Source organism: Vibrio sp. 1402 (assembly GCF_033340275.1).
On record NZ_JAWOWE010000001.1, the window covers coordinates 504,049 to 525,934 of the forward strand.

Below are 21,886 nucleotides of genomic sequence, written 5' to 3' on the forward strand. Positions count from 1 at the left end.
ATTAGAGTAGGATATCTACGACGTCATAAATCTAGGAGGTATTATGAAAATCATCATCTTACATGGTCTTTATATGCATGGGCTGGTCATGCAGCCTCTTAGCCAAAAGCTGAGAAAACTCGGATACGAAACGCAAGTACTCAGCTATAACACTGTTGCTATCGATGAGTCTTCACTGTTTGATTCTATTGATCATTCGCTTAATCCACTGACCACAAACGTGCTCGTGGGACACAGCTTGGGAGGCTTGATGATTAAGCGCTATCTCGCCAACAGAAAACCGAGCACTAACTTAATCTCTCATGTTGTCGCTATCGGTTCGCCTCTTAAAGGCGCGTCCATTGTAGATCGAATTCAAGATCTCGGATTGGGTGCAATTTTAGGCAATTCGCCATACCACGGATTAAACAAACATGATGACGCTTGGGATTTCCCTCAAAAACTCGGCAGTATCGCAGGAACGATGCCGATTGGCGCTCGCCCATTGTTGATCCGTAATGACAACACCATGTCGGACGGTACCGTTACCGTAGAAGAGACAAGACTGGACGGTATGCAAGATCATATCGAAGTGAAGCAAACGCATACGAGCCTGATTTACAACACCTTCGTGCCGCAGCAGATTGATCACTTTATTCGCACAGATTATTTCCGTCGATAGCACACTTTTCCATCATACAGATGGAATCGACTTTCCAAGCTATTCAGTTCGCAGTACTATCCTAGCTCCACTTCTTCACAACTTGGATGAAGTGGTACATTTTTAATTGTTCTCAGGGCGGGGCGAAATTCCCCACCGGCGGTATACTTTTTCAAGTGAGCCCGCGAGCGCTCGATTCGTCGAGGTCAGCAGATCTGGTGAGATGCCAGAGCCGACGGTTATAGTCCGGATGAAAGAGAATAAGAATACACCAGCATAGCGAGTCAGATCGCTAAGAATGCTGGTGCACTTCTTTTTGATCGTATTTTACGGCGATCTCTCATACCGCCCTGATTCTGGTGAAATTTAGGAGTTAACCATGAATCAGTCATCACTACTTGCCGAATTCGGCGACCCAATTACTCGCGTTGAAAACGCACTTATCGCTTTAAAAGAAGGCCGTGGCGTACTGCTTCTTGATGATGAAGATCGCGAAAACGAAGGCGATATCATTTATTCAGTCGAGCACCTCACTAACGAGCAAATGGCATTGATGATCCGCGAATGTAGCGGCATCGTTTGTTTGTGCTTAACAGATGCTCAAGCAGACAAACTGGAACTGCCTCCAATGGTGGTAAACAACAACAGCGCAAACCAAACCGCATTTACGGTTTCTATTGAAGCGAAAGTTGGTGTAACAACGGGTGTTTCAGCAGCAGACCGCGTAACGACCATTAAAACGGCGGCAAACCCGCACGCAAAACCGGAAGATCTTGCTCGCCCGGGTCACGTATTCCCTCTGCGCGCACGTCCAGGTGGTGTAATGACTCGCCGTGGTCACACAGAAGGTACGATTGATCTGATGCAAATGGCAGGGCTTCAACCCGCAGGCGTACTGTGTGAAGTGACCAATCCAGATGGCACGATGGCAAAGGCACCGGAGATCGTAGCATTCGGTCGCCTGCACAACATGCCGGTACTGACGATTGAAGATATGGTAATGTACCTGAACCAGTTCGAGTTGAAACTGGCATAGTCAGATCTCAGCTCTTGAAAAAGCCGCGCATTTGTGCGGCTTTTTTGATCGATCCTCTTTGCACTTAAGTAGTTATACTTATTGAAAACAAGGGGAACAACACCATGAAAGGATTACTGAACTTCGCCGCTCTCGTTAGCTTTCTCTCCATGAATTCGCTTGCTCTTGCATCTGAGTGCCCTGATATTCTTCAAGGTAAGCAAAGGTTGTTAAACTCAACGGAAGAAGTCGATCTATGCGAAAGCTTTAAGGGAAAGACACTACTAATCGTCAATACAGCAAGCCAGTGCGGCTTCACTCCTCAGTTCGAACAGTTAGAAACCCTCTATCAAACTTACAAAGACCAAAACTTCACCGTTATCGGTTTCCCGAGCAATGACTTTCGACAAGATAGAGGAAGCGAAACAAACACAGCGAAAGTCTGTTATCTCGATTACGGGGTAACCTTTCCAATGATGGCTCGCTCTTCAGTATTAGGTGTAGATGCGAACCCAGTCTTCAACCAGATTACTAACCAAGCAGGCATAAAACCAAAATGGAACTTCTACAAGTTTCTAATTAGCTCTGAAGGTAAAGTTATTGCTACTTTTCCAAGCTCCACATCACCGACAAGTACTACGCTTACCAATATGATAGAGCAACAATTATAAGGTGACGACCATGACAACACGCTCAACCATGCTACAACTCGGTTACTTAGGCCTGGTTCCATTTGTGTTTAGTTTAGGGCTGATTTTCACTGACATCTCACTCTTCAATTTAAGTGGTCAGCAATTTTTCATCGCATATAGCGCCGTTATATTAAGTTTTTTATCCGGCATCCTTTGGGGTAATGGCATTGAGCATTACTACCATCGCCTTAGCCGAAATATATTAATTCTCAGCAACCTTTTTGTCTTACTGGCTTGGGGCGCATTACTGCAGGGCCACAAACATTACGCAGTCGCAACCCTACTCTTAGCAATTGGGTACCTTGCTGTTTGGTATGCAGAAAAGCTCGTGAGGAAAGTCGAACAAGACGCCGAGCCCAAGGGATATCAAGGAATGAGGAGCAAACTGACCTTCGGCGTAATCGTAATGCACGGATTGGCTTTAGTTTCATAACCTGGTCTGTCCAGTACTAAGATCACAAAAAAACGTCTTTTTATAAAACAATGTTCATTTCGTGAATGCACACATATTTTGAACACTGTTTTGTTTCATTTATGAATCAATCCACATATAAGTAATTCAAAGCATTCACAAAGGATATGAATATGTTTTTTCGCAAACTTTTGTTTAGCACTGCGATGATCAATGCAACGACAGGTTGCGTGTCTTACCAGGCACAACAAGCCGCCGCTCAAACAGTAAATAATACAGGCGCTGTGCTTACCAATGTGATTAAAACCACGATTGCTCAGCCATGTAATGTTGCAATCACTGCTGCTAGCTTGTTTTATCCGCATGCCATATTTATGACTAGTGTTCCGACTCAAGCATGTACAAGCGTTCTTAGATAATACGAAAGTGATAAGCATAAAAATGGCGACTCTACCGTCGCCATTTTTAAGCTTCAATGCTATTTACAGTTACAGCGTCAATAAGTAATTAACTAATTGATTGTACTCGTCGTAAGTACGAATTTCGTTGGCCAAAACAATGTATTTATTGTTCACAACCACACCCGGAACCCCTCTTAACGTGCTGGCAGAGAATTGCTTATCAAAACCTTTCTGCATTGAGTTTACGGCGAAACTGTTGTAAGCCGCATCAAACTTCTTACCTTCTACGCCATTATCAACGAAGAGTTGTTTCAGCTCAGCTTCGTCTTTTGGCGCTTGTCGCTTTTGATGAATTTGGGCAAACATGGCAGGAATCATTGTATCTTCAACCCCGAGCGACACCATCGTCGCGTAGGACTTGGCCATCGGAATCGCCATATCTCCGCCCATGAACCCCACATGTACCTTTTCAAACTTTGCCTCTTTTGGCAGAGCAGGTTTTAAACGCTCAATAAGCGACTCAAACTTGTAGCAATGTGGGCAATAAAAAGAAAAGAATTCCGTCACAACAGGTTTCGATGCTTTCTTAACATCCAGAACTTTGTAGTGCTTCCCTTCTTCAAATTGCGCTGCATGAGCGGTAAAAGTCAGTAAAAGTGCACTACATAAGGCAAGTAGTTTTTTCATTGTTTATTTCCTTGTGGCATTCAAATGCCAAATCATTTCATTTGGTAAAAAGGGGTAAACCCCAAGTAATTTGAGATGAGGAATTAAACAATCGGAGGACGATAAAGCTTGGTGATCACAGTCACTACTTTTTCGACTAGAGGCCTACCAATCAAGGCAAGGCTATAAGGAAGAAGCAGTAAGTCGTTTTGAGATAAGTTGGCGGGAATTTTGACCATGCAGGAAGAGCTACAACTCGTGTGAGATTGTTGTGCCTTATTGATGGCTGACTCATCGTGATGTGATTCTACGCAGTCGTCATTGACGCCAAGTTGTTTGTGCAGAGCAGCCTGTTGAACAATAAGATCGCGTACTTCAATTGTTTTCATCGGAGCGGAAGCCTGCGCCACAGGAGCGACACTACTCAAAAGCATAGCAACTAAGCAAACTATCGCAGTCAACAATGTACGGTTAAACTTCAACATAGCTACATCAAGGAAAATGGTGATTTAAGATAATACATGATAACGGTTTGACTTCAAGATACGGACTCTCGGCTCGCTAACAAACTCTGTTCTTTGACCATTTTAGGCTAGTGAATTTTCTCTCTAACGATCCCTCAGTACACGAAACCAGCACAACGAACTATTCACCGTTCGGATACTCCCCTCATCAGATACCAGCAACAATTCGATAAAACTTGAAATCATTATGAAACACGAGTAATAGTTAGAACAGTTTTTGTACGAACAAGGAAAGATCAATGCTTAAAAAGAGATTCTTTAAGACAAAAGATGAAGTCGAAGTCACGTTCGAGCTAGATAAAGATCAGTGGGACTCGGTCCAAATTGCTGGAGACTTCAACAACTGGCAACCAGAACCGATGAAATTAGTGAAGAAAAGTCGTCAGTTTAAATTTAAAACCCGCTTACCTAAAGCGCAGAATGTTCAGTTCCGTTACTTGCTCGATGACGCGAAGTGGGAAAATGACCCACAAGCTGATGCTTACGTTCCAAATGCATTTGGCAGCGACAACAGCGTCGTATGTACCACCGAATAAGCGGTAATTTCGCTTTAAGATTCCATACCTAGGCGCAAACGTTGCGCCTTTTTACATCTCTCGAAATGTGATTGGTGATTAGATTTAAATCATTAATTGGCAATTTTATCCAGTTAACTCATCCGATAACCTTATTCTGAGAAAGCTTTATTTGAAATAATTCGTAAATTTGTTTAAGTTCCATTGATATTAAATATTGTATACATCACTTAAATGAACGCACAACAAATCAAACCATCTCTAATCATTGTGGAAGACGATCCCAAATTACAAACTATGTTGGGAGAGTATTTTGTTGAACAAGGTTTTCAGGTCAAATGTATCGACAATGGGACGGACGCACCCAATGCGATTATTGACACACAACCAGACGTGGTGCTGTTAGATTTGATGCTACCCGGGCAAGATGGTCTGAGTGTATGTCGTCAAATCCGAGAATGCTACAAAGGCAAAGTGTTGATGCTGACAGCAAGTGATGATGACTTCGATCATGTCGCCGCATTAGAAATAGGCGCAGATGACTTTGTTACTAAACCCATCAAACCTCGCGTATTGCTGGCTCGTATTCGCATGCTATTAAGAAGAAAAGAGGCGGCGCCTACCGAGTCCGAAAACGGCCTACAAATTGGTGTTCTGTGTTTAAACCGATTGCGTAAATCGTGCGTAATGAACCAAGAAGAAATTGCGCTGACAGACGGCGAGTTCGATTTGTTGTGGGTTCTTGCAACGCATGCTGAAAAAACACTATCACGCGAGTGGCTGACCAAAACACTGCGTGGTATTGAATACGATGGAACAGACCGCACCATTGATAATCGCATAGTGACACTGAGAAAGAAGCTAGGCGATGCTTCTTGCTCACCACAAAAAATCATTACCGTTCGCGGCAAAGGCTACCTATTTATGCCTGATGCATGGAATGAATAATGAGACGGATTTATCTGGAAAGCTTTGTTGGCCTTATCATTCTGTTTATGGCTAGCTTGTGGGGATACGAGTTCTTAGTTTATGAGATCAACACAGATTATGACTACCTGTTACAAGAGCATGAGGGTCAAGCTTTTCACGATCTGATCTACCCTATCTATAAAGAACACGGATTAGAATATACTCAACAACAGTTGGAACAATTTGCCACATCAAGCCATCGTTTGTTGGTGCCTCATACGCTTGAAGAGCTTCCAACAGACATCAAAAAGGCGTTTGAAAATGATACCTCCGTTAACGTCGCTTACGATGAAGAAAGGGATATCTGGTTCCGCCTAGATGCGAGCACGCCTATCTTTAAAATGAGCGATAATCCGAATAGCCCTGTGGTTAAAGCTGCCAACTTTGATGACAATATCGTTTGGTTGTTCTTTTTAGCTGGATTTGCTCTGTATTGCATATTGTTGATCTGGTTCTTAAGCCGTCGGATTCGAGAGCTAGAGAGAGTGACCGTTGAGTTTGCCTCAGGTAACTTCAAGGCTCGAGCTAGTACCTCAAGCGCTAAGTCTGTTGGGACGTTAAACAAAAGCTTTAACACGATGGCCGATAAAGTATCTCGCTTGATCACTAGCAATAAAATGCTAACTAACGCCGTTGCACATGAATTGCGTACCCCAATCTTCCGCTTACAATGGCAAGCAGATTTGTTATCGGATTCAACCTTAACTGAACAACAGAAAAAGTATGTTTACAGTATCGTCGAAGACATTGACGAGATGGAAGAAATGGTTGAAGAATTGCTTTACTACGCAAAGATGGAGCGTCCTGACACAGCATTACAAACTCAAGAAGAAGTCGTCCTATTCAACTTAGTCAAAGAATTACGACAGAGATGGCAAAAAGAGACTACGCTCGCTATCTCGCTTCAAGAAGTAAACTCAGAAAACGTTCTCGCGTTTGCTGACCCAAAATTGTTAAAGCGAGCCTTAGATAACTTGCTGCGCAATGCAATGCGGTACGCAGATAAGCAGATTTTAGTGGAGATAAAACACGATCAGCACCGCTGCTTCATCAATGTTCATGATGATGGCATAGGTATTGAAGAAAAGCATTGGCCTCATCTATTCGAACCATTTTACAGCGCGGATGAATCTCGCAACAAAAAGACGAGCGGGTTTGGGCTCGGTTTGGCGATTGTCAGACAGATAATGGAGCTTCAACGTGGAGAAGTTTCGATTTGCCATAGCCCACTTGGAGGAGCTTGCTTCACACTTAGCCTCAAAAAATCAGACAGTTAACTTAACCTTCCTACCCCGTTTACAGAAGACGACACTTCAATACACTCAAGCGACAGAGCCCAACAATAAAACAGTGTACATTTAATCCATAAGATTCACACACTAAATGGATAGTACTCATGTATAAATCTTTTATCCTGATTATGGCGCTTACTTCTACGCTTACAGCTTGCGCCTACAACCAAAAACCTGTCGTCGACATGACCAATGTTGACCCTAGTACATATGAACAAGACTTTCTTTACTGCCAAGGCTATGCAGAAAATGTCGACAAATCAGAGGCAGCGAAATCTGAAGCCACTAATGGGGCAGTTACAGGCGCATTGATCGGCGCAGCTGCTGGTGCGCTAGAAGACGGATTAGGTGGAGCGGCTGTCGGTGCTGCTGCCGGCGGTGCTGTAGGAGCTGGAGCTGGTGCTTTGAGTGGAACAAATGATTCAACCAAAACCCAATCTCTCGTATTGCGTAAATGTCTCCAGAACAAAGGCTATACCGTCTACGATCTTGATTAAATAAGCACTTTTCTTAAATTATCGCGCGATGGATTCTATTCACAAATGTTTCACGCTGTAACGATTAATCTCGTTACCTCTCTGGGATATGTGTTCCATCCCAATGCTTAAATAGTAAGGTCATATTTTGAAGCCAGGTAAAACAGGTATACGCCGTGTCATGGATGCGACCGGCTATTCATTTCAAGGATTGAAAGCCGCATGGACACACGAAGCCGCTTTTAGACAAGAATTGATTCTCGCCTTGGTGCTTTCCGTCTGTGCTTTTTTCCTTCCTGTCACCACATACGAAAGAGTGCTGATGATCAGTAGCCTGTTCTTGGTATTGATCGTCGAACTCATTAATTCCGCCGTAGAAGCGGTTGTCGACCGTGTTAGCGATGACTGGCACGAGCTCAGTGGTAGAGCCAAAGATATTGGTTCAGCAGCAGTATTTGTTGCGTTAACTCTTGCCCTTTTTATTTGGGCTTCGTTCTTGCTCTAATTTTTATTCAAGACACTCATTATGAAGACACATGATTTACAACAGAGAGGTATCTCTTACGTTACCTTTACTTTCCTGTTGGCGCTGTATTTCGCTCTCGTCGTAAATATCCCTATTTATAAAGAACTGATCGGCATCTTTACACACTTAGATAATGTCAAGATTGGATTTATTATCACAATACCAATTTTCTTTCTTGCCGCGCTCAATTTCCTTTTTAATTTATTTAGTTGGCCTTGGATCGGCAAGCCGTTCTTTATAATTTTAATCATTGTTTCAAGTATGGTGAGCTACGCAAGCTATAACTATGGCACACTTTTCGATTCTGGAATGATTGCCAATATTGTTGAAACCGATTCGAGCGAGGCGAGTTCTTACCTGAGTGCTCACTCTGTAATTTGGACGCTGATTATGGGAGTTATCCCAGCGATAATTGTCTTTAAGGTCAAGCTGCAATCTCAACGTCACCAATTACTGTACTTCTCTGTTACCAAATTAGTATCGATGCTGTCGTCGCTAGCTGTCATCGCCGTCATTGCCAGCGTGTACTATCAAGACTACGCATCTGTAGGGCGCAACAATAGCCACCTAAAAAAAATCATCATACCCACCCAGTTCGTTTACAGCGCGACCGGGTATGTGAAGGAGAAATATTTCACCACGCCACAGCCATATCGAGAAATCGGCACAGATGCAAAGCAGTCAGATAGCGCCGTACAGCAAGCACAGCACAAACCAACACTACTGGTTTTTGTCGTAGGAGAAACCGCTCGAACGCAGAACTACCAACTCAATGGCTATACACGAGAGACAAACCCTTATACTAGTAAATTGGATGTTATCTCATTTCAAGACGTCGCATCTTGTGGCACCGCGACTGCTGTATCTGTGCCTTGTATGTTTTCACAGCTCACGCGAAACGAGTTTGAACGCACCAAAGCGGATAACCAGGACAATGCTCTCGATATAATGCAGCGCGCCGGGGTTGACCTCATTTGGAAAGAAAATGACGGTGGGGATAAAGAAGTAGCCCACAAGATCAAGAAAATCGAAGTGGATCGAAAGCAAGTAAGCCCTATGTGTAATGGCCAAACTTGTTACGACATGGCGCTATTAGATCATTTTGATCAGGAAGTCGCGGATATGCACGGTAACCGAGTGGTCGCCATGCACCTTATAGGAAGCCACGGTCCGACCTACTTTCAGCGTTACCCAAGAGACAACGCCTTCTTTAAACCAGACTGTCCACGTGCAGATATCGAAAACTGTAGCATCGAACAAATAGTGAACACATATGACAATACAATACGCTACACCGATCATGTATTGGCAGAAACCATCAAAAAACTTAAAGCGTTAGAGTCTGAGTATAATACCGCGCTAATTTATATATCGGATCACGGTGAGTCACTAGGCGAAAACGGATTGTTCTTACATGGTATGCCTTATGGCCTTGCACCAGATTTCCAAAAACGCGTTCCTTTGATTATGTGGCTGTCTTCGGGCTTTAAACAAGCGAAGCAGATCAATACCGACTGTTTGTATAAACAAGCACAGAATGCAGGCCAATACTCACATGATAACGTGTTCCACTCTTTATTAGGCATTATGGATGTACAAACTCAAGCCTACGATAGCAAGTTAGATATATTCAAAGCCTGCCGAGCCGTTTCCTAAATCATTCAATAAAGCCTGGCTCAAAGTGTGAATCAGGCTTTTTCTAACAAGGTATTTAAACTCATCGCCGCGCCAAGCGTTATACTGACAGTCCGCGACCCATACATCGAGATAAGGACTAGGATGAAAATTGGTATTATTGGTCTAGGGGATATCGCTCAGAAAGCATACCTTCCTGTTATCACTCAGCTTCCAAATATCGAACTTGTATTTTGTACCCGCAACCCAAACACACTTGAGAGCCTGGCTAAGCAGTATCGAATCTCAGAGATCTGCCAAGACTACCAGCAACTTCTACACTTTGGCGTCGATGCCGTCATGATTCATGCGGCAACAAGCGTACACCCTCAAATAGCGGCATTTTTTCTGCAGCATGGAATTCCAACCTTTGTCGACAAACCATTAGCGAACAGTGCTGATGACGTGGAAAAGCTGTACGACATTGCCGAAAAAGAGAGACAGCCACTCTATGTGGGCTTTAACCGTCGTCACATTCCACTTTACAACCAACATATGCCACAAGTGCAGCAAGGCAACATATATGACTTAAAGTCGCTACGCTGGGAAAAGAACCGTCACCAACTACCGGGGGATGTTCGTACCTTTATATTTGATGATTTTATTCACCCATTAGACAGCGTTAACGTCACAGCCAAAGCCGATCTAAAAGATGCTTATGTAACTCATCAACTTGAAGGTGGTCAGTTGGCGCGTTTAGATATTCAGTGGCAACATGGAGATACTTTGCTCCACGCCTCGATGAATCGCCACTTCGGTATCACTACAGAGCGCGTTCAAGCTTGTTATGCAAACAAGGCAGTTGAGTTCGACTCCTTCGTTGAAGGCAAACTATGGCAAGCTAACCAAGAGCAAAAAATCAATTTGAAAGACTGGACGCCAATGCTGACGAGTAAAGGTTTCCATTCGATGTTGCTCGATTGGTTTGGCGTCGTTGAGTCTGGAAATATTGCTGATGAAGTAGTAACACGCAACATTGCCAGCCATCGATTGGCAGAGCAAATTTGTCAATATCTCGAGAAAGTTGTCTCTAGATAATGCGATTCTTGGCTATATGCTTGATTGAGTATTACGCTCTATACTAAAAAGACTTGCCTTAAGGAAGGCATTCATTCTCTGTTAAGACTACGGCGATTATTCTATCAATCAGGTGAATGAGGGCACAAAAGCACACATCGACAAAACAGACGGTTTAGATTTGTTTTACGGTGCTCTCAGGTATCTGTATCATCACATTCAAGAATAAAGGAAATAGAATGAGAACACTTGGTAACATCATTTGGTTTGTATTTGGTGGCGTATTTATGGGGTTGCTATGGTGGTTTTTTGGTATTTTGGCCTTTATTAGCATCATCGGAATACCTTGGGGGCGTGCGTGTATCGTTATGGGTAATTTTTCCTTTTTCCCATTCGGTAAAGAGGCCATCTCACGCGATGAATTGACCAATGAAATGGACATTGGCACGAGTCCGCTCGGCGTTATTGGTAACGTCCTTTGGTTTGTATTTGCAGGCCTTTGGTTAGCTATCGGTCACGTACTTTCTGCCGCAGCATGCTTTGTCACCATAATCGGCATTCCGTTTGCGCTCCAACACCTCAAGCTAGCGGTTATTTCACTCGCACCAATTGGTAAAACGGTTGTATCGTCAGAAGAAGCTGCAATGGCTCGATACAACATCAATCGTTAGCAAAAAGCTAATGCGCTTTCTATCCTCTGGGCAGTCATGCTCAGAGGGTAACGCCCGTCAAAAGTAAGCCTATAATCGCTATCGCATATTCAATAATGGCTGATTGTATATTCATACCGTCACCTTTACGTTGAAGTTTATCCTAGCTCAGCACTGCTTTACTTTTATAATTAATTAATACGCCCAATCGAGTTCAAGATGCTAGACTCATAGCGTCGTCACTGACTCAAACTCCAAGAACGACGTAACGAAAAAGCGAGCTATCCTATGCTCGAAATATGGATTTTTTCCCCCTCGAAGTAGAGTTCAACAACAAAAAGACGAACTATAATCATAGCCAAAATTAATGCTTTTCGACCTAAAATATCTCACATCAATCAAAGAAAGCTTCTAAGATTTTCTCTTTTTGAGTAAATATAGAGAGTTACAGTAGCGAAATTCTTCTCGGTAAAACTCCCCACTCAATCTCATGATCAGTTTTTTTAAAAAACAACAAAAATTCGTTGTTATCTAGAGTAATTATTTTATTTGTCGCAGAGCAATTCCATCAATATCATTTGCGACATCGGAGTGCTAGAGCATTGAACTTTTTAGCATTTATCACAGGTATAGAACGTAAAAAACCTTTTATTACTTATTTTTCTTTTTACATATGTTCTAACTCAACGTCTATTCAGACAGGAATATACCGTGGATAAATATCAAGCAGCTTATGCTAAGCGTCTAGAGAAACTAAATGGGGATCCATCTCCTAAAACGATAGCCCGCCTTTCGGCTTGGGATGCGTTTTTTAACAAGGAGTACGAGCTCCAAGACTTGGAATACCAGCTATCGGACGCTGCGCACCAGCACTATGAACAGTCGCATGCGAAGAGCGACATTAGCTTCAAAGAATTCAAACGAGCGTTCTATAATGAATCCATCAAAATTTACAATTTAACTGATGGCGCTTCTATCCAGAAAGTATTCACCCCATTACTTTTGCTTACAACGCTCTGGATAGTGTTTGTATGCCTATTTAACAAGTGATCATCAAACTATTCCAACAACGATCAGTATGGGACTACAGGTATGGCTCTATGTAAGGGGGCTAATTCGCTCGGTCTCCTTCACTAAATTAGCGACTCAATTACCCGCAATTCCATAGGCTAAAAGTGACAAGGGCATCCGTTGATGCCCTTTTTATTCAAAGGAACGCAACCTAGACCTTTGGCCCACTTGGGTATAAAACCATTATGCGTTAAGCTGCACGCTATTATCCGATTGATAAAGAGTGGAGCGAAGTGATGGAAAAAGTAGGCTCTCGAGCATTGATTGTCGAAGGTGGAGCCATGCGAGGCGTATTTTCATGCGGCATACTCGATCATTTTCTTGCTAGCGAGTTCTCTCCATTTGATAGCTTTTGGGGAGTGTCTGCGGGTGCTAGCAACTTGGCTGCCTACTTAGCTAAAATGCCCGGACGTAACTTAAAAATCTACCTCGATTACAGCTTAAGAAAAGAATTTATCTCTCCATCTCAACTTCTACGTGGTGGTGATATGATGAACTTAGACTGGATGTGGAATGTCACCCTCGAAGAACTTGGCATCGATAAATCTGCGCTCAAAGCTGATTCACGACCTTTCTTTTTAGGCGTGACGCGTCAAGACAATGGGCAAGCGGAGTACCACCTTCCTGATGTCGACGACTTGGCAGAAACAATGAAAGCCAGCAGCGCACTGCCTGTACTTTACCGAAATGGCGTATCACTGAACGGAATTCAATACGTTGATGGTGGCGTCTCAGACGCACTTCCTGTTGCAGAAGCAATAAAGCGAGGAGCCAAAAAGATTATGGTTTTACGCAGTCAGCCCGCAAGCTATCAAAAGCCAAGAGGAAGATTCAGCGCCCTAACTAAGAGGATGTTGAAAGAAACGCCCGGATTAATTGAACCGATGTTGACACGTGAAGTTCGCTACAATCAGACCTTAGCGCTGATCAACAACCCTCCACCTGGTATCGAAATCATTCAAGTGTGTCCTCCTGAAACATTCAAGTTGAAACGGCTGAGTCGATCGCCAGCACCACTGCGTCATGCTTATGAGTTAGGAATTGAAGCAGGAAAGGAAGCCATCATACGCTGGAGTCAGAAGTAGAAAAAAGCCACGTGGATTAAACGTGGCTAACGCAAATTCGATGGCAGTGGATTATCGTATTTGCTTCTGGTCGAGCCCAATATTCAGGCTCAAAACTGTTTTAATTTGCTCGCTAACTGAAAAAGCGAGTAGGCTGTCAAAACTAGTAAGTTTCAAACAACCCAGAGTTGTAGTCTTGGATGGCTTGTTCTATCTCTCCCATGCTATTCATGACAAAAGGGCCATAATGCACCACAGGTTCATTAATTGGCTCACCAATAAAGATCAGTGCACCACTCTCTTTTTCGGCCTGCAATTCAACCCATTCACCTTTCGATAAAATGGCCATTTCGCCTTGATTGATCTCACGACCTCTTAATTGAATACGACCTTTATAGACATAGAGCATCATGTTGTTATCTTGCTCCGTGTTCAAATTCAAAGCTTGACCACCCATCGCTCTCCAATCGGCTACCGTGGCAGCAACACCTGTCTCTGTTAGCGGCCCCTGAATTCGTTCGTTGTTTATAGTCATATGACCCGCAATCAAACGTACAACCCCCGTATTCGGAGTATCAAACTCAGTGATCGTTTCAGGTTGAAAGTCATGATATTGAGCTGGCTGCATCTTATTTTTCGCAGGCTGGTTAATCCAAATTTGGAAACCATGCAGTTCGCCTTCCTTCATAATAGGCATTTCGCTATGGATGACGCCTCTTCCTGCTGCCATCCACTGTGCACCACCGGAACGAAGCTCGCCAACATTATCCATATGATCACGATGCTGGAAATGACCTTTCAACATATAAGTAAGCGTCTCGATACCGCGGTGCGGATGCGGAGGGAAACCGCCGATATAGTCAGCACGGTCTTCTGATTTGAGTTCATCCATCATCAAAAATGGAGAAAAGCTAGCATGATTGAAACCCGCTACTCGGCGAATTTTCACTCCATCACCATCAGCAGTAGCTTGCGCAGGAATAAGCTGACGAATGTCTCTGAATGTACTCATACTAGTTCTCCTAGTTTATCTATGTGACCGCTTGCAAATCGCATGTTCAATCTATGGCTATCGATAAGGTTCTATTTTAGGTTGATGAGCTAAAATTATGAGCCATACTATTCGTTCTACTTATTCAACTTTTTCGAGCAATACAATTTATCGAGTTAATAATGAGCACATTTAATTTATCTAAAATAAATGTAGCTATTTTCTAAACAAGGTGTATAGTGTGCCTTGGCTCTTAGAAGAGAGCTGTTAATGCAACATTTAGTTTAAGTTTCCTCTCAGTAAAATCTTGAATCCCCAATTCAGACACCTGCGTACAACTTCCTCTTGATTGAACATTCAATAGCTTAGAAAAGATCCACAAAACAAATCATAATTTTAATGTTTAATTCAAAGGTATTTTTATGTCTAAAGTAACTGGTTCAGTAAAATGGTTTAACGAAACTAAAGGCTTCGGTTTTCTATCTCAAGACAACGGCGGCCAAGATGTATTCGTACACTTTAACGCTATCGTTTCTGACGGTTTCAAAACACTGACTGAAGGTCAGAAAGTAAGCTTCAATGTAGAGCAAGGTAAAAAAGGTCCTCAAGCGACTGAAGTAACTCCTCTATAAGACTGCTTTTCTTGGTGTAGCATGCCCATGCTGCACCAAACCTCTCTCCTTCAAAAATATTCTTTCATCAATCACTCAGCCTAATTTTAGGCATTGCTTTGTGCTATCTAAAATAAACTGAATAGTACTGCTTAATTTATTATTTATAGGAAAAATCATGTCCTCAAAAAGAACTGGCCGTCAAAGGCATTGGTATCAATTACTTAACAAAGATAAAATCACTAAAAAACAGGAGAATAAATGTTAGAAATTGAATTTAATTTAGAACAACCTCAAACCTCTTGGAACGCTAAAATACATCAATTAAATGGTGATATTTTACGAAGGCACGTATTACCGAAACTTCTTTCTCATAGCTTCATGATCGATTTTGAATATTGTGAGAAAACGCAATCTGGAACTATTCTCTGTGATTCAGGTTCAAAGTTAGGAAGTTTTATTGTTAACTGATTCAGTTTTCATGCATTAATGGATAATGCAACTAATTTGGAAGGTATCCAATGGCTAGAAAAAGTAAGAAGCAGTCAGAAAAAGACAAAAAAGAGTCTGAACAAAACGCGGCGGCGGTAAAGCAGAAAACTCGACGCCGCATAGAAGACATTATGGAACAAAGAGAATTTGATAAGTTATTCGATCTATAAATGCTCTCTAGTGCTTTCTCTGCTTTTATCGTTGTGCAAGGTACCGCCACCTACCTTTGCTCAAACGAACCTCCACTCTTTTAGACTACTCTTCTAATTACACGTGCCTCTCACACACGCAAAAACAACTGGCTCCTCTATACTCAAGTGACTTGCAAATAGTCGTTTCGCTCACAGGAAACCCCGTGACTAATGACAGCTAGGTTATTTGCGTATAGCCAAAGCGATATTTTTGCGTATAATCCCTCTCGTTTGCTTCGTATAACCCCAATGATATGGTTTGGGGGTCTCTACCAGTTCCCGCAAAGTGCTGATTACGAAGAGTTGAGATCATCGTGGGTCTTACTCTTTGTGATAGCGTTCGATTTATTTCTATCTATACCTATTCTTAGAGTAACTGCATCCACAATACACATAAGGTGGAATATGAACGCATTTATTCAAGGTCTTCCAAAAGTAGAGCTGCACTTACATATCGAAGGTTCACTTGAGCCGGAACTCTTATTCAAATTAGCAAAACGAAACGGCATCGAGATCCCTTACTCTTCTCCGAGTGAACTACGCAGCGCATATCAGTTCACAGACTTACAATCATTTCTCGACCTCTATTACCAAGGAGCGGGAGTTCTGCGTACTGAGCAAGATTTTTACGATCTCACTTGGGAATACTTACTGCACTGTAAAGAAGACAACGTTATTCATACCGAAATCTTTTTTGACCCTCAAACACACACAGAACGCGGCATAGACTTTGACACTGTTATCAATGGAATCGCTCGTGCGCTAAAAGATGGTCACGAAAAACTTGGCATTACCTCGCAAATTATTGCGTGTTTTCTCCGTCACCTTTCAGAAGAGAGCGCCATAGAGACCCTACAGGCTATTCTGAAACACCGTGATAAGATCATTGGTGTTGGACTAGACTCTTCAGAACAAGGTCATCCGCCAGCTAAATTCAAGCGCGTATTTAAACAAGCAGTAGAAGAAGGCTTACTTACCGTTGCTCACGCAGGAGAAGAAGGCCCCACACAAAATATTAGCGATGCCATTGAAATGCTTTACGTGAGCCGCGTGGATCACGGTGTTCGCTGTGTTGATGATGAAGCATTAGTTGAATCCTTAATCGAAAGCCAAATGCCACTGACAGTGTGTCCGTTATCGAATCTTAAGCTATGTGTATTCGACGATATGAAAGATCACAATATTGTGGATTTGCTACGAAAAGGTGTCGCCGTAACGATTAACTCAGACGATCCTGTGTACTTTGGTGGCTACATGACGGATAACTTTCTGGCCGTCAACAACGCACATCCAATGAGTAAGAGTGAACTTGCCCAATTTACAATGAACGCGATTGATGCCAGCTTTATCGATAACGAGTTAAAGGCGAAATATCGTCACCTTGTTAGCCAATACGTAAACCAGCACGAAGCGTTGCAATAAAGACATAGTGCCACGCCTTAGGTCAAACGCGTAGGTATTAAAACCCTACAAAGACTCTGTGGTTAACCGCATTTATAAACGCTAGACTGAGAAAGCTAAACTAGCACACAAAAAGGAATAGAATCATGATTCAACAAGGCCAAGCTCTACCAGTTGCAACTCTTAGTGAGTTGACTGCCGATGGTATGGTTAACCACGACGTTACAGAACTGTTTGCGAACAAGAAAGTCGTACTCTTTGCTGTACCTGGCGCATTCACCCCTACCTGTTCAGAAGCTCATCTACCAGGCTATGTGGTATTAGCTGATGAGCTAAAGGCAAAAGGTGTTGATTTAATTGCTTGCGTTTCTGTAAACGATGCATTTGTGATGCAAGCGTGGGGCGAAGCTCAAAACGCTTCTGAGATTCTGATGTTGGGTGATGGCGACGCTAGCTTTACTAAAGCATTAGGTCTTGAAATGGATACAGGCGGCTTTGGTGGTATTCGCTCACAACGTTACGCGATGATCATTGAAAACGGCACAGTGACTAAGCTTAACGTTGAAGAGCCAAAAGAGTTTGAAGCAAGCAAAGCAGAAACGATTTTAGCGGCGCTTTAAGCTTACTCCTAAATACAAAAACGGAAGCCATCGCTTCCGTTTTTTGTTGGCTAACGCATTCTGACAACACTCGTTTGTTGCTTACGCTGCATTTCCGCAAAAGTCAGCACAAACGGGGATGACTGCTTTACACGGCTTGGTAATGAAGAAAGCGCATTGTAGGCATCCTGCTTCGTTTTAAAATCACCAACAGTTACCGTATACCAACGCGTGCCTCGGCTGTTTTTCCAGTTAACCCAAACCGGATGCTTAGGATCGATATAGCGAATATAATCTTTCACATCTTTTTCTTGCTTTAGCGCGAGTACCTGCATTGTGTAATGGTTTGGGTTTAAATAACCATATGCATCCTGAGAGGTCATGACTCCAACACATTGGCCGCTATCGACCTCCTGCTGGTAAGGCATAGCGCAGCCCATGAGCGATAAAACCAATGTCAAAGATAAAATCTTGTGCACGTGTCACTCCATTCTTGTTCTAGTTTCTTTTCTCTCGCACCCAAAAACACAAAACGCTCTTGGTCAGGTAAAAACACACCCTTACAAGAAGGCCTGCGTTTTAACGCAACGAGTATTCCAAAAACGTAAGGCGACCACGTTGGTCGCCTTAGTAAATTGATTTAATAGAACATTAACAAGATAGAGTGATAAAGACAGAAGTTCGCTACTGTTTAGAACCAGCTAGCGACCAATTGCTTAAACCAGTCCAAAATTCGCTTGAATAAACTGCCTTCCTCCACGGACTCCAATGCAACGAGCTCGGCTTCATTTACGACCTTACCGTCGACTTTGTAAAGCACTTTACCAACCACTTGTTGCTCAGAAATTGGCGCAACTAAATCACCGTTGTATTCAACTTCCGCTTGCAGCTTTTTTACATCTCCTTTTGGCAAAGTGAGATAAACATCGTTAGCTACGCCGACAGTAAGCTCGTCTTTTTCGCCCATCCAAACTCGAGCTTTCGCAAGTTCCGCACCCGCCTCAGTCGGCATTACCGTATCGTAAAAGCGGAAGCCATAACTTAACAGCTGCTTGCTTTCTGATTCACGAACATTCTCACTCTTCGCTCCCATCACTACTGCAATCAAACGCATACCACCTTGTGTTGCAGAAGTCGCTAGACTATAACCCGCGCCGCTTGTATAACCAGTTTTCATGCCATCGACATTCATACTACGATCACGAAGCAAGCCATTACGGTTGTATTGAGTGATGCCATTGTAAGTAAACGAGGTTTCGCTATACAGCGGATAGATATCAGGTAAGTCACGAATAATCGCTTGGCCCAACTTGGCAATATCATAAGGTGTCGAATATAAACCGTCACTGTCTAGGCCGTGAGGGTTGGTGAATGCCGTGTTAGACAATTCAAGCTTGGCGGCCCAACTATTCATCAAACTCACAAACCCTGATTCACTTCCCGCAACATGCTCAGCAATAGCGACACTGGCATCGTTACCAGATTGAACAATCAGACCACGGTATAAGTCAGACAAAGAAACGGAAGTATTGACTTCAATAAACATTTTTGAAGAATCTGGGAAATTTTTTGCCCAAGCATTTCGGCTGATGACAACCTCATCATTCAACGTAATATTGCCTGTATTAATTTCTTGACCAGCTACATAAGCAGTCATCAACTTCGTTAAACTCGCGGGGTTTAAACGTTTGTGGGCATCACGTTCAACCAGTACTTTCCCCGTATGGAAGTCCATCAAAACATAACCACGAGAACTGAGTTCCGGCGCATTTGGCACAACTGAAGGCGCAGCATAAGCCAACGAGGATACAGCAGCGAACCCTGTAATTAACACTGTGTGTAATATAGTACTTTTTCTCATCATGACATCTTATCTTAGTAGCATTTAAGGCTTACAAACGGTACCCGAATGAATTCAAAGCGCGGGATTACCTAGTTAAAAAACGAGTATATTGAAACGGCGCTCAGTTACAGCCACCTTGTTACGATTGGTTACTTTTACTCAATGTTTGTCGAAAATAATGAGAGGTAGGTAGAGCTTTCGTCTTGAAGAATGAAACAGGAGCGAAAATAATTCCGTAACGCTATGTTTTTTTAGAGGGGAGAAAAAGCGCGCAAGCCAATTCAGGGAGTAAGTTGGTATAGGAAAAGTAGTTGAGCTTTTATCCATATCTAAATAGGAAACAACAAAAACAATCAACAATAAGCCCAGCTAATTATTTACCAAGAAAACATATTGAAAACGCATCATAAAATCGTAATTAATTATCGATAAATTTAAAAACCTAATATTATAATTTATGCAAATTTCATTTATTATTAAACTGGAGAAAAATACAGCTTTCCTTTTTTAAAACTAAGAGACGATTTTTTCGATGTTTTTAGGTTTATCTCATCAGAGAACTTGGTATAACAGTGAGGAATAAGGCATCCGGACTTAGCGCGAAAGGATAACCCACTGTTATTTAAGTTCACACGCTGCTTTTTAATGACTAGAGACTTTAAACTGCGGTTACCTTCGGTTTGTGCGGCTATTCTTTGACGTATCCCAACCCAGTACGACTCAAACGACGACATCATACATATCCTCTTTCATGATATAAGCATTAATAATTAAACATCGCTAAAAGCTAAGCTTGTCTTAAATAAAAGTACTAGAAATTGATTTTATTTCTTCAAAACAAATCAACCCGCATATTCCACATAAATTTAGTGGTTATGTCAAATATTAATTATCATTAATTTTATTTATAATGGATATAAAATCAGTTTATAATTTTTAAATAATTTAATTATTAGAAAGCAGTATGACCAGTCCATATTTAACATGGAAATATGAGCTTTGTTTTGCATCATAATATATAAATACATTAAAGATTCATCTACGAACTAAATGCTCTTCAAGAGGTGATATAAATTAGCATTTCGAGACTAAATGAGAATAAAAATAGCGCACCGTATATGGTGCGCTATAGATTTGATTAAGGTCACTGTATAAGCATAGATAAAACTAAACTCATTTGACGTAGCTAGGCCAAGATTGCTTATGGTTTAAGTTTCAATACTTTATCAATATCTTCTGCGCTGTGGCGCTCAGGTAACTGCTCCCATTCTTCACCCCATGAACGGTTCACAATTCGACCACGTTTTACCGCTTCACGCTCATCAATTACTTTTGCCCAACGCACAACGTTTTTGTAGCTTTCTACGTCTAAGAATTCAGCCGCATCGTAAGCACGACCCAACACAAGGTTGCCGTACCATGGCCATGTTGCGATATCAGCGATGCTGTACTCATCGCCACCTAGGAATTCATTGTTCGCAAGACGCTTGTCTAATACATCTAACTGACGTTTTGCTTCCATTGTAAAGCGGTTGATTGGGTACTCGAACTTCTCTGGTGCGTACGCGTAGAAGTGACCAAAACCACCGCCTAGATATGGCGCAGAACCTTGCAGCCAGAATAACCAGTTCATTACCTCAGCACGCTTAGCGCCTTCTTTTGGTAAGAAATGATCAAACTTCTCTGCTAGATAAAACAAGATGTTGCCAGATTCAAACACGTTCACTGGCTCAGAACCCGAACGGTCAACCAATGCCGGAATTTTAGAGTTTGGGTTAACAGCCACAAAGCCAGAGCCAAACTGGTCGCCATCGCCAATCTTAATCAGGTATGCATCGTATTCTGCTGCCGTTACGCCAGCAGCCAAAAGCTCTTCAAACATGATCGTCACTTTCTGACCATTTGGGGTACCCATTGAGTAAAGTTGGAATGGGTGCTCACCAACTGGAAGCTCTTGCTCATGACGTGCGCCAGAATCCGGACGGTTGATGCTCGCCCACTGACCGCCGTTTTCATTATCGTTTGTCCAAACTTTTGGTGGAATGTATTCGTTAGCCATTGTTTTCCCTTATTGTGTTTGAATGCATCTTCAAACTGACGGGTCTTACGCGCCAGCAAGCATTATTAACATCACCTCTTCGCCAACTGCGATTA

At 42.4% G+C, this 21,886-nt stretch carries 26 protein-coding genes and 2 riboswitches; of the genes, 20 read left to right on the plus strand and 6 right to left on the minus strand.

Annotated elements, in window-relative coordinates:
• Nucleotides 1-43 precede the first annotated feature (43 nt).
• The 5 genes from R7044_RS02085 (at nt 44) to R7044_RS02105 (ending at nt 3,178) form a co-directional block, all read left to right on the plus strand.
• A complete protein-coding gene (locus tag R7044_RS02085; protein ID WP_054576129.1) occupies nt 44-661 on the plus strand; it encodes a cobinamide adenolsyltransferase in 618 nt (205 codons plus the stop codon).
• 104 nt (nt 662-765) lie between these two features.
• A riboswitch (FMN riboswitch) is annotated at nt 766-906 on the plus strand.
• 113 nt (nt 907-1,019) lie between these two features.
• Complete coding sequence (gene ribB, locus R7044_RS02090) at nt 1,020-1,676, plus strand: 3,4-dihydroxy-2-butanone-4-phosphate synthase (RefSeq protein ID WP_005373655.1); 657 nt, start codon at nt 1,020-1,022, stop codon at nt 1,674-1,676.
• 104 nt (nt 1,677-1,780) lie between these two features.
• Nucleotides 1,781-2,326, plus strand: a complete 546-nt coding sequence (locus R7044_RS02095) for a glutathione peroxidase (protein WP_005373657.1) — start codon at nt 1,781-1,783, stop codon at nt 2,324-2,326.
• A 10-nt stretch (nt 2,327-2,336) separates the two neighbouring features.
• Nucleotides 2,337-2,780, plus strand: a complete 444-nt coding sequence (locus R7044_RS02100; RefSeq protein ID WP_005396352.1) for a DUF3429 domain-containing protein — start codon at nt 2,337-2,339, stop codon at nt 2,778-2,780.
• Nucleotides 2,781-2,932: 152 nt separating this feature from the next.
• Nucleotides 2,933-3,178 carry a hypothetical protein gene (locus tag R7044_RS02105; RefSeq protein ID WP_005373664.1) on the plus strand — a complete coding sequence of 82 codons (246 nt, stop codon included), beginning with the start codon at nt 2,933-2,935 and terminating at the stop codon, nt 3,176-3,178.
• A gap of 69 nt (nt 3,179-3,247) precedes the next feature.
• Here R7044_RS02105 and R7044_RS02110 read toward each other — a convergent pair whose 3' ends face one another.
• The gene (locus tag R7044_RS02110; RefSeq protein ID WP_005373667.1) at nt 3,248-3,847 is read right to left on the minus strand and encodes a thiol:disulfide interchange protein DsbA/DsbL; all 600 of its coding nucleotides are present in this window, start codon (nt 3,845-3,847) and stop codon (nt 3,248-3,250) included.
• Nucleotides 3,848-3,930: 83 nt separating this feature from the next.
• The gene (locus R7044_RS02115; protein ID WP_033906356.1) at nt 3,931-4,311 is read right to left on the minus strand and encodes a hypothetical protein; all 381 of its coding nucleotides are present in this window, start codon (nt 4,309-4,311) and stop codon (nt 3,931-3,933) included.
• Between the two features lie 278 nt (nt 4,312-4,589).
• Here R7044_RS02115 and R7044_RS02120 point away from each other — a divergent pair, with 278 nt between their 5' ends.
• From R7044_RS02120 to R7044_RS02165, 10 genes are all read left to right on the plus strand, one after another.
• Nucleotides 4,590-4,886 carry an isoamylase early set domain-containing protein gene (locus R7044_RS02120; protein WP_005373671.1) on the plus strand — a complete coding sequence of 99 codons (297 nt, stop codon included), beginning with the start codon at nt 4,590-4,592 and terminating at the stop codon, nt 4,884-4,886.
• A 213-nt stretch (nt 4,887-5,099) separates the two neighbouring features.
• On the plus strand, nt 5,100-5,813 hold the full coding sequence (locus R7044_RS02125; protein WP_005373673.1) for a response regulator: 714 nt from the start codon (nt 5,100-5,102) through the stop codon (nt 5,811-5,813).
• The gene (locus R7044_RS02130; protein ID WP_042522686.1) at nt 5,813-7,111 is read left to right on the plus strand and encodes an ATP-binding protein; all 1,299 of its coding nucleotides are present in this window, start codon (nt 5,813-5,815) and stop codon (nt 7,109-7,111) included. The genes R7044_RS02125 and R7044_RS02130 overlap by 1 nt, the downstream gene beginning before the upstream one ends.
• 119 nt (nt 7,112-7,230) lie before the next feature.
• Nucleotides 7,231-7,623 (plus strand): glycine zipper family protein, encoded by a 393-nt coding sequence (locus R7044_RS02135; RefSeq protein WP_005373677.1) that lies wholly within the window; start codon nt 7,231-7,233, stop codon nt 7,621-7,623.
• Nucleotides 7,624-7,750: 127 nt separating this feature from the next.
• Entirely contained in the window at nt 7,751-8,107 is a 357-nt protein-coding gene (locus R7044_RS02140; RefSeq protein ID WP_017635149.1) for a diacylglycerol kinase, read from the plus strand.
• A 21-nt stretch (nt 8,108-8,128) separates the two neighbouring features.
• Nucleotides 8,129-9,784: a phosphoethanolamine transferase gene (locus R7044_RS02145; RefSeq protein ID WP_136976615.1), complete on the plus strand. Its 1,656-nt coding sequence runs from the start codon at nt 8,129-8,131 to the stop codon at nt 9,782-9,784.
• Between the two features lie 123 nt (nt 9,785-9,907).
• Nucleotides 9,908-10,840: a Gfo/Idh/MocA family protein gene (locus R7044_RS02150; RefSeq protein WP_042522689.1), complete on the plus strand. Its 933-nt coding sequence runs from the start codon at nt 9,908-9,910 to the stop codon at nt 10,838-10,840.
• 218 nt (nt 10,841-11,058) lie between these two features.
• The gene (locus R7044_RS02155; protein WP_005373685.1) at nt 11,059-11,490 is read left to right on the plus strand and encodes a YccF domain-containing protein; all 432 of its coding nucleotides are present in this window, start codon (nt 11,059-11,061) and stop codon (nt 11,488-11,490) included.
• 690 nt (nt 11,491-12,180) lie between these two features.
• Nucleotides 12,181-12,519 (plus strand): hypothetical protein, encoded by a 339-nt coding sequence (locus R7044_RS02160; RefSeq protein WP_017635147.1) that lies wholly within the window; start codon nt 12,181-12,183, stop codon nt 12,517-12,519.
• A gap of 257 nt (nt 12,520-12,776) precedes the next feature.
• A complete protein-coding gene (locus tag R7044_RS02165; RefSeq protein ID WP_054577745.1) occupies nt 12,777-13,625 on the plus strand; it encodes a patatin family protein in 849 nt (282 codons plus the stop codon).
• A 142-nt stretch (nt 13,626-13,767) separates the two neighbouring features.
• Here the strand turns inward: R7044_RS02165 and R7044_RS02170 are convergent, their stop codons facing one another.
• Complete coding sequence (locus R7044_RS02170; RefSeq protein ID WP_064376214.1) at nt 13,768-14,616, minus strand: pirin family protein; 849 nt, start codon at nt 14,614-14,616, stop codon at nt 13,768-13,770.
• Nucleotides 14,617-15,017: 401 nt separating this feature from the next.
• Here R7044_RS02170 and R7044_RS02175 point away from each other — a divergent pair, with 401 nt between their 5' ends.
• From R7044_RS02175 to R7044_RS02195, 5 genes are all read left to right on the plus strand, one after another.
• Nucleotides 15,018-15,227, plus strand: a complete 210-nt coding sequence (locus R7044_RS02175; protein ID WP_005373691.1) for a cold-shock protein — start codon at nt 15,018-15,020, stop codon at nt 15,225-15,227.
• Between the two features lie 240 nt (nt 15,228-15,467).
• The gene (locus R7044_RS02180; protein ID WP_064376213.1) at nt 15,468-15,677 is read left to right on the plus strand and encodes a hypothetical protein; all 210 of its coding nucleotides are present in this window, start codon (nt 15,468-15,470) and stop codon (nt 15,675-15,677) included.
• Nucleotides 15,678-15,727: 50 nt separating this feature from the next.
• Entirely contained in the window at nt 15,728-15,868 is a 141-nt protein-coding gene (locus R7044_RS02185) for a PA3496 family putative envelope integrity protein (RefSeq protein ID WP_017633782.1), read from the plus strand.
• A gap of 237 nt (nt 15,869-16,105) precedes the next feature.
• Nucleotides 16,106-16,205, plus strand: a riboswitch (purine riboswitch).
• An 89-nt stretch (nt 16,206-16,294) separates the two neighbouring features.
• The gene (locus tag R7044_RS02190; RefSeq protein WP_225455319.1) at nt 16,295-17,311 is read left to right on the plus strand and encodes an adenosine deaminase; all 1,017 of its coding nucleotides are present in this window, start codon (nt 16,295-16,297) and stop codon (nt 17,309-17,311) included.
• A 125-nt stretch (nt 17,312-17,436) separates the two neighbouring features.
• Nucleotides 17,437-17,910 carry a peroxiredoxin gene (locus tag R7044_RS02195; RefSeq protein ID WP_005373699.1) on the plus strand — a complete coding sequence of 158 codons (474 nt, stop codon included), beginning with the start codon at nt 17,437-17,439 and terminating at the stop codon, nt 17,908-17,910.
• A gap of 50 nt (nt 17,911-17,960) precedes the next feature.
• On the opposite strand, the gene R7044_RS02200 is transcribed toward R7044_RS02195, so the two are convergent.
• The 3 genes from R7044_RS02200 to yghU all read right to left on the minus strand — a co-directional run bounded on the left by R7044_RS02200 (nt 17,961) and on the right by yghU (nt 21,791).
• Entirely contained in the window at nt 17,961-18,368 is a 408-nt protein-coding gene (locus R7044_RS02200) for an SPOR domain-containing protein (RefSeq protein ID WP_064376211.1), read from the minus strand.
• A 212-nt stretch (nt 18,369-18,580) separates the two neighbouring features.
• A complete protein-coding gene (locus tag R7044_RS02205; RefSeq protein ID WP_064376210.1) occupies nt 18,581-19,750 on the minus strand; it encodes a D-alanyl-D-alanine carboxypeptidase family protein in 1,170 nt (389 codons plus the stop codon).
• A 1,183-nt stretch (nt 19,751-20,933) separates the two neighbouring features.
• Nucleotides 20,934-21,791 carry a glutathione-dependent disulfide-bond oxidoreductase gene (gene yghU / locus R7044_RS02210; RefSeq protein WP_005373705.1) on the minus strand — a complete coding sequence of 286 codons (858 nt, stop codon included), beginning with the start codon at nt 21,789-21,791 and terminating at the stop codon, nt 20,934-20,936.
• Nucleotides 21,792-21,886 lie beyond the last annotated feature (95 nt).

Excerpts from the sequence above, each read along its gene's own strand:
- R7044_RS02085 (WP_054576129.1), top strand. The coding sequence starts at position 44 with ATGAAAATCATCATCTTACATGGTCTTTATATGCATGGGCTGGTCATG.
- ribB (WP_005373655.1), top strand. The coding sequence starts at position 1,020 with ATGAATCAGTCATCACTACTTGCCGAATTCGGCGACCCAATTACTCGC.
- R7044_RS02095 (WP_005373657.1), top strand. The coding sequence starts at position 1,781 with ATGAAAGGATTACTGAACTTCGCCGCTCTCGTTAGCTTTCTCTCCATG.
- R7044_RS02100 (WP_005396352.1), top strand. The coding sequence starts at position 2,337 with ATGACAACACGCTCAACCATGCTACAACTCGGTTACTTAGGCCTGGTT.
- R7044_RS02105 (WP_005373664.1), top strand. The coding sequence starts at position 2,933 with ATGTTTTTTCGCAAACTTTTGTTTAGCACTGCGATGATCAATGCAACG.
- R7044_RS02110 (WP_005373667.1), bottom strand. The coding sequence starts at position 3,847 with ATGAAAAAACTACTTGCCTTATGTAGTGCACTTTTACTGACTTTTACC.
- R7044_RS02115 (WP_033906356.1), bottom strand. The coding sequence starts at position 4,311 with ATGTTGAAGTTTAACCGTACATTGTTGACTGCGATAGTTTGCTTAGTT.
- R7044_RS02120 (WP_005373671.1), top strand. The coding sequence starts at position 4,590 with ATGCTTAAAAAGAGATTCTTTAAGACAAAAGATGAAGTCGAAGTCACG.
- R7044_RS02125 (WP_005373673.1), top strand. The coding sequence starts at position 5,100 with ATGAACGCACAACAAATCAAACCATCTCTAATCATTGTGGAAGACGAT.
- R7044_RS02130 (WP_042522686.1), top strand. The coding sequence starts at position 5,813 with ATGAGACGGATTTATCTGGAAAGCTTTGTTGGCCTTATCATTCTGTTT.
- R7044_RS02135 (WP_005373677.1), top strand. The coding sequence starts at position 7,231 with ATGTATAAATCTTTTATCCTGATTATGGCGCTTACTTCTACGCTTACA.
- R7044_RS02145 (WP_136976615.1), top strand. The coding sequence starts at position 8,129 with ATGAAGACACATGATTTACAACAGAGAGGTATCTCTTACGTTACCTTT.
- R7044_RS02150 (WP_042522689.1), top strand. The coding sequence starts at position 9,908 with ATGAAAATTGGTATTATTGGTCTAGGGGATATCGCTCAGAAAGCATAC.
- R7044_RS02155 (WP_005373685.1), top strand. The coding sequence starts at position 11,059 with ATGAGAACACTTGGTAACATCATTTGGTTTGTATTTGGTGGCGTATTT.
- R7044_RS02165 (WP_054577745.1), top strand. The coding sequence starts at position 12,777 with ATGGAAAAAGTAGGCTCTCGAGCATTGATTGTCGAAGGTGGAGCCATG.
- R7044_RS02170 (WP_064376214.1), bottom strand. The coding sequence starts at position 14,616 with ATGAGTACATTCAGAGACATTCGTCAGCTTATTCCTGCGCAAGCTACT.
- R7044_RS02175 (WP_005373691.1), top strand. The coding sequence starts at position 15,018 with ATGTCTAAAGTAACTGGTTCAGTAAAATGGTTTAACGAAACTAAAGGC.
- R7044_RS02180 (WP_064376213.1), top strand. The coding sequence starts at position 15,468 with ATGTTAGAAATTGAATTTAATTTAGAACAACCTCAAACCTCTTGGAAC.
- R7044_RS02185 (WP_017633782.1), top strand. The coding sequence starts at position 15,728 with ATGGCTAGAAAAAGTAAGAAGCAGTCAGAAAAAGACAAAAAAGAGTCT.
- R7044_RS02190 (WP_225455319.1), top strand. The coding sequence starts at position 16,295 with ATGAACGCATTTATTCAAGGTCTTCCAAAAGTAGAGCTGCACTTACAT.
- R7044_RS02195 (WP_005373699.1), top strand. The coding sequence starts at position 17,437 with ATGATTCAACAAGGCCAAGCTCTACCAGTTGCAACTCTTAGTGAGTTG.
- R7044_RS02205 (WP_064376210.1), bottom strand. The coding sequence starts at position 19,750 with ATGAGAAAAAGTACTATATTACACACAGTGTTAATTACAGGGTTCGCT.
- yghU (WP_005373705.1), bottom strand. The coding sequence starts at position 21,791 with ATGGCTAACGAATACATTCCACCAAAAGTTTGGACAAACGATAATGAA.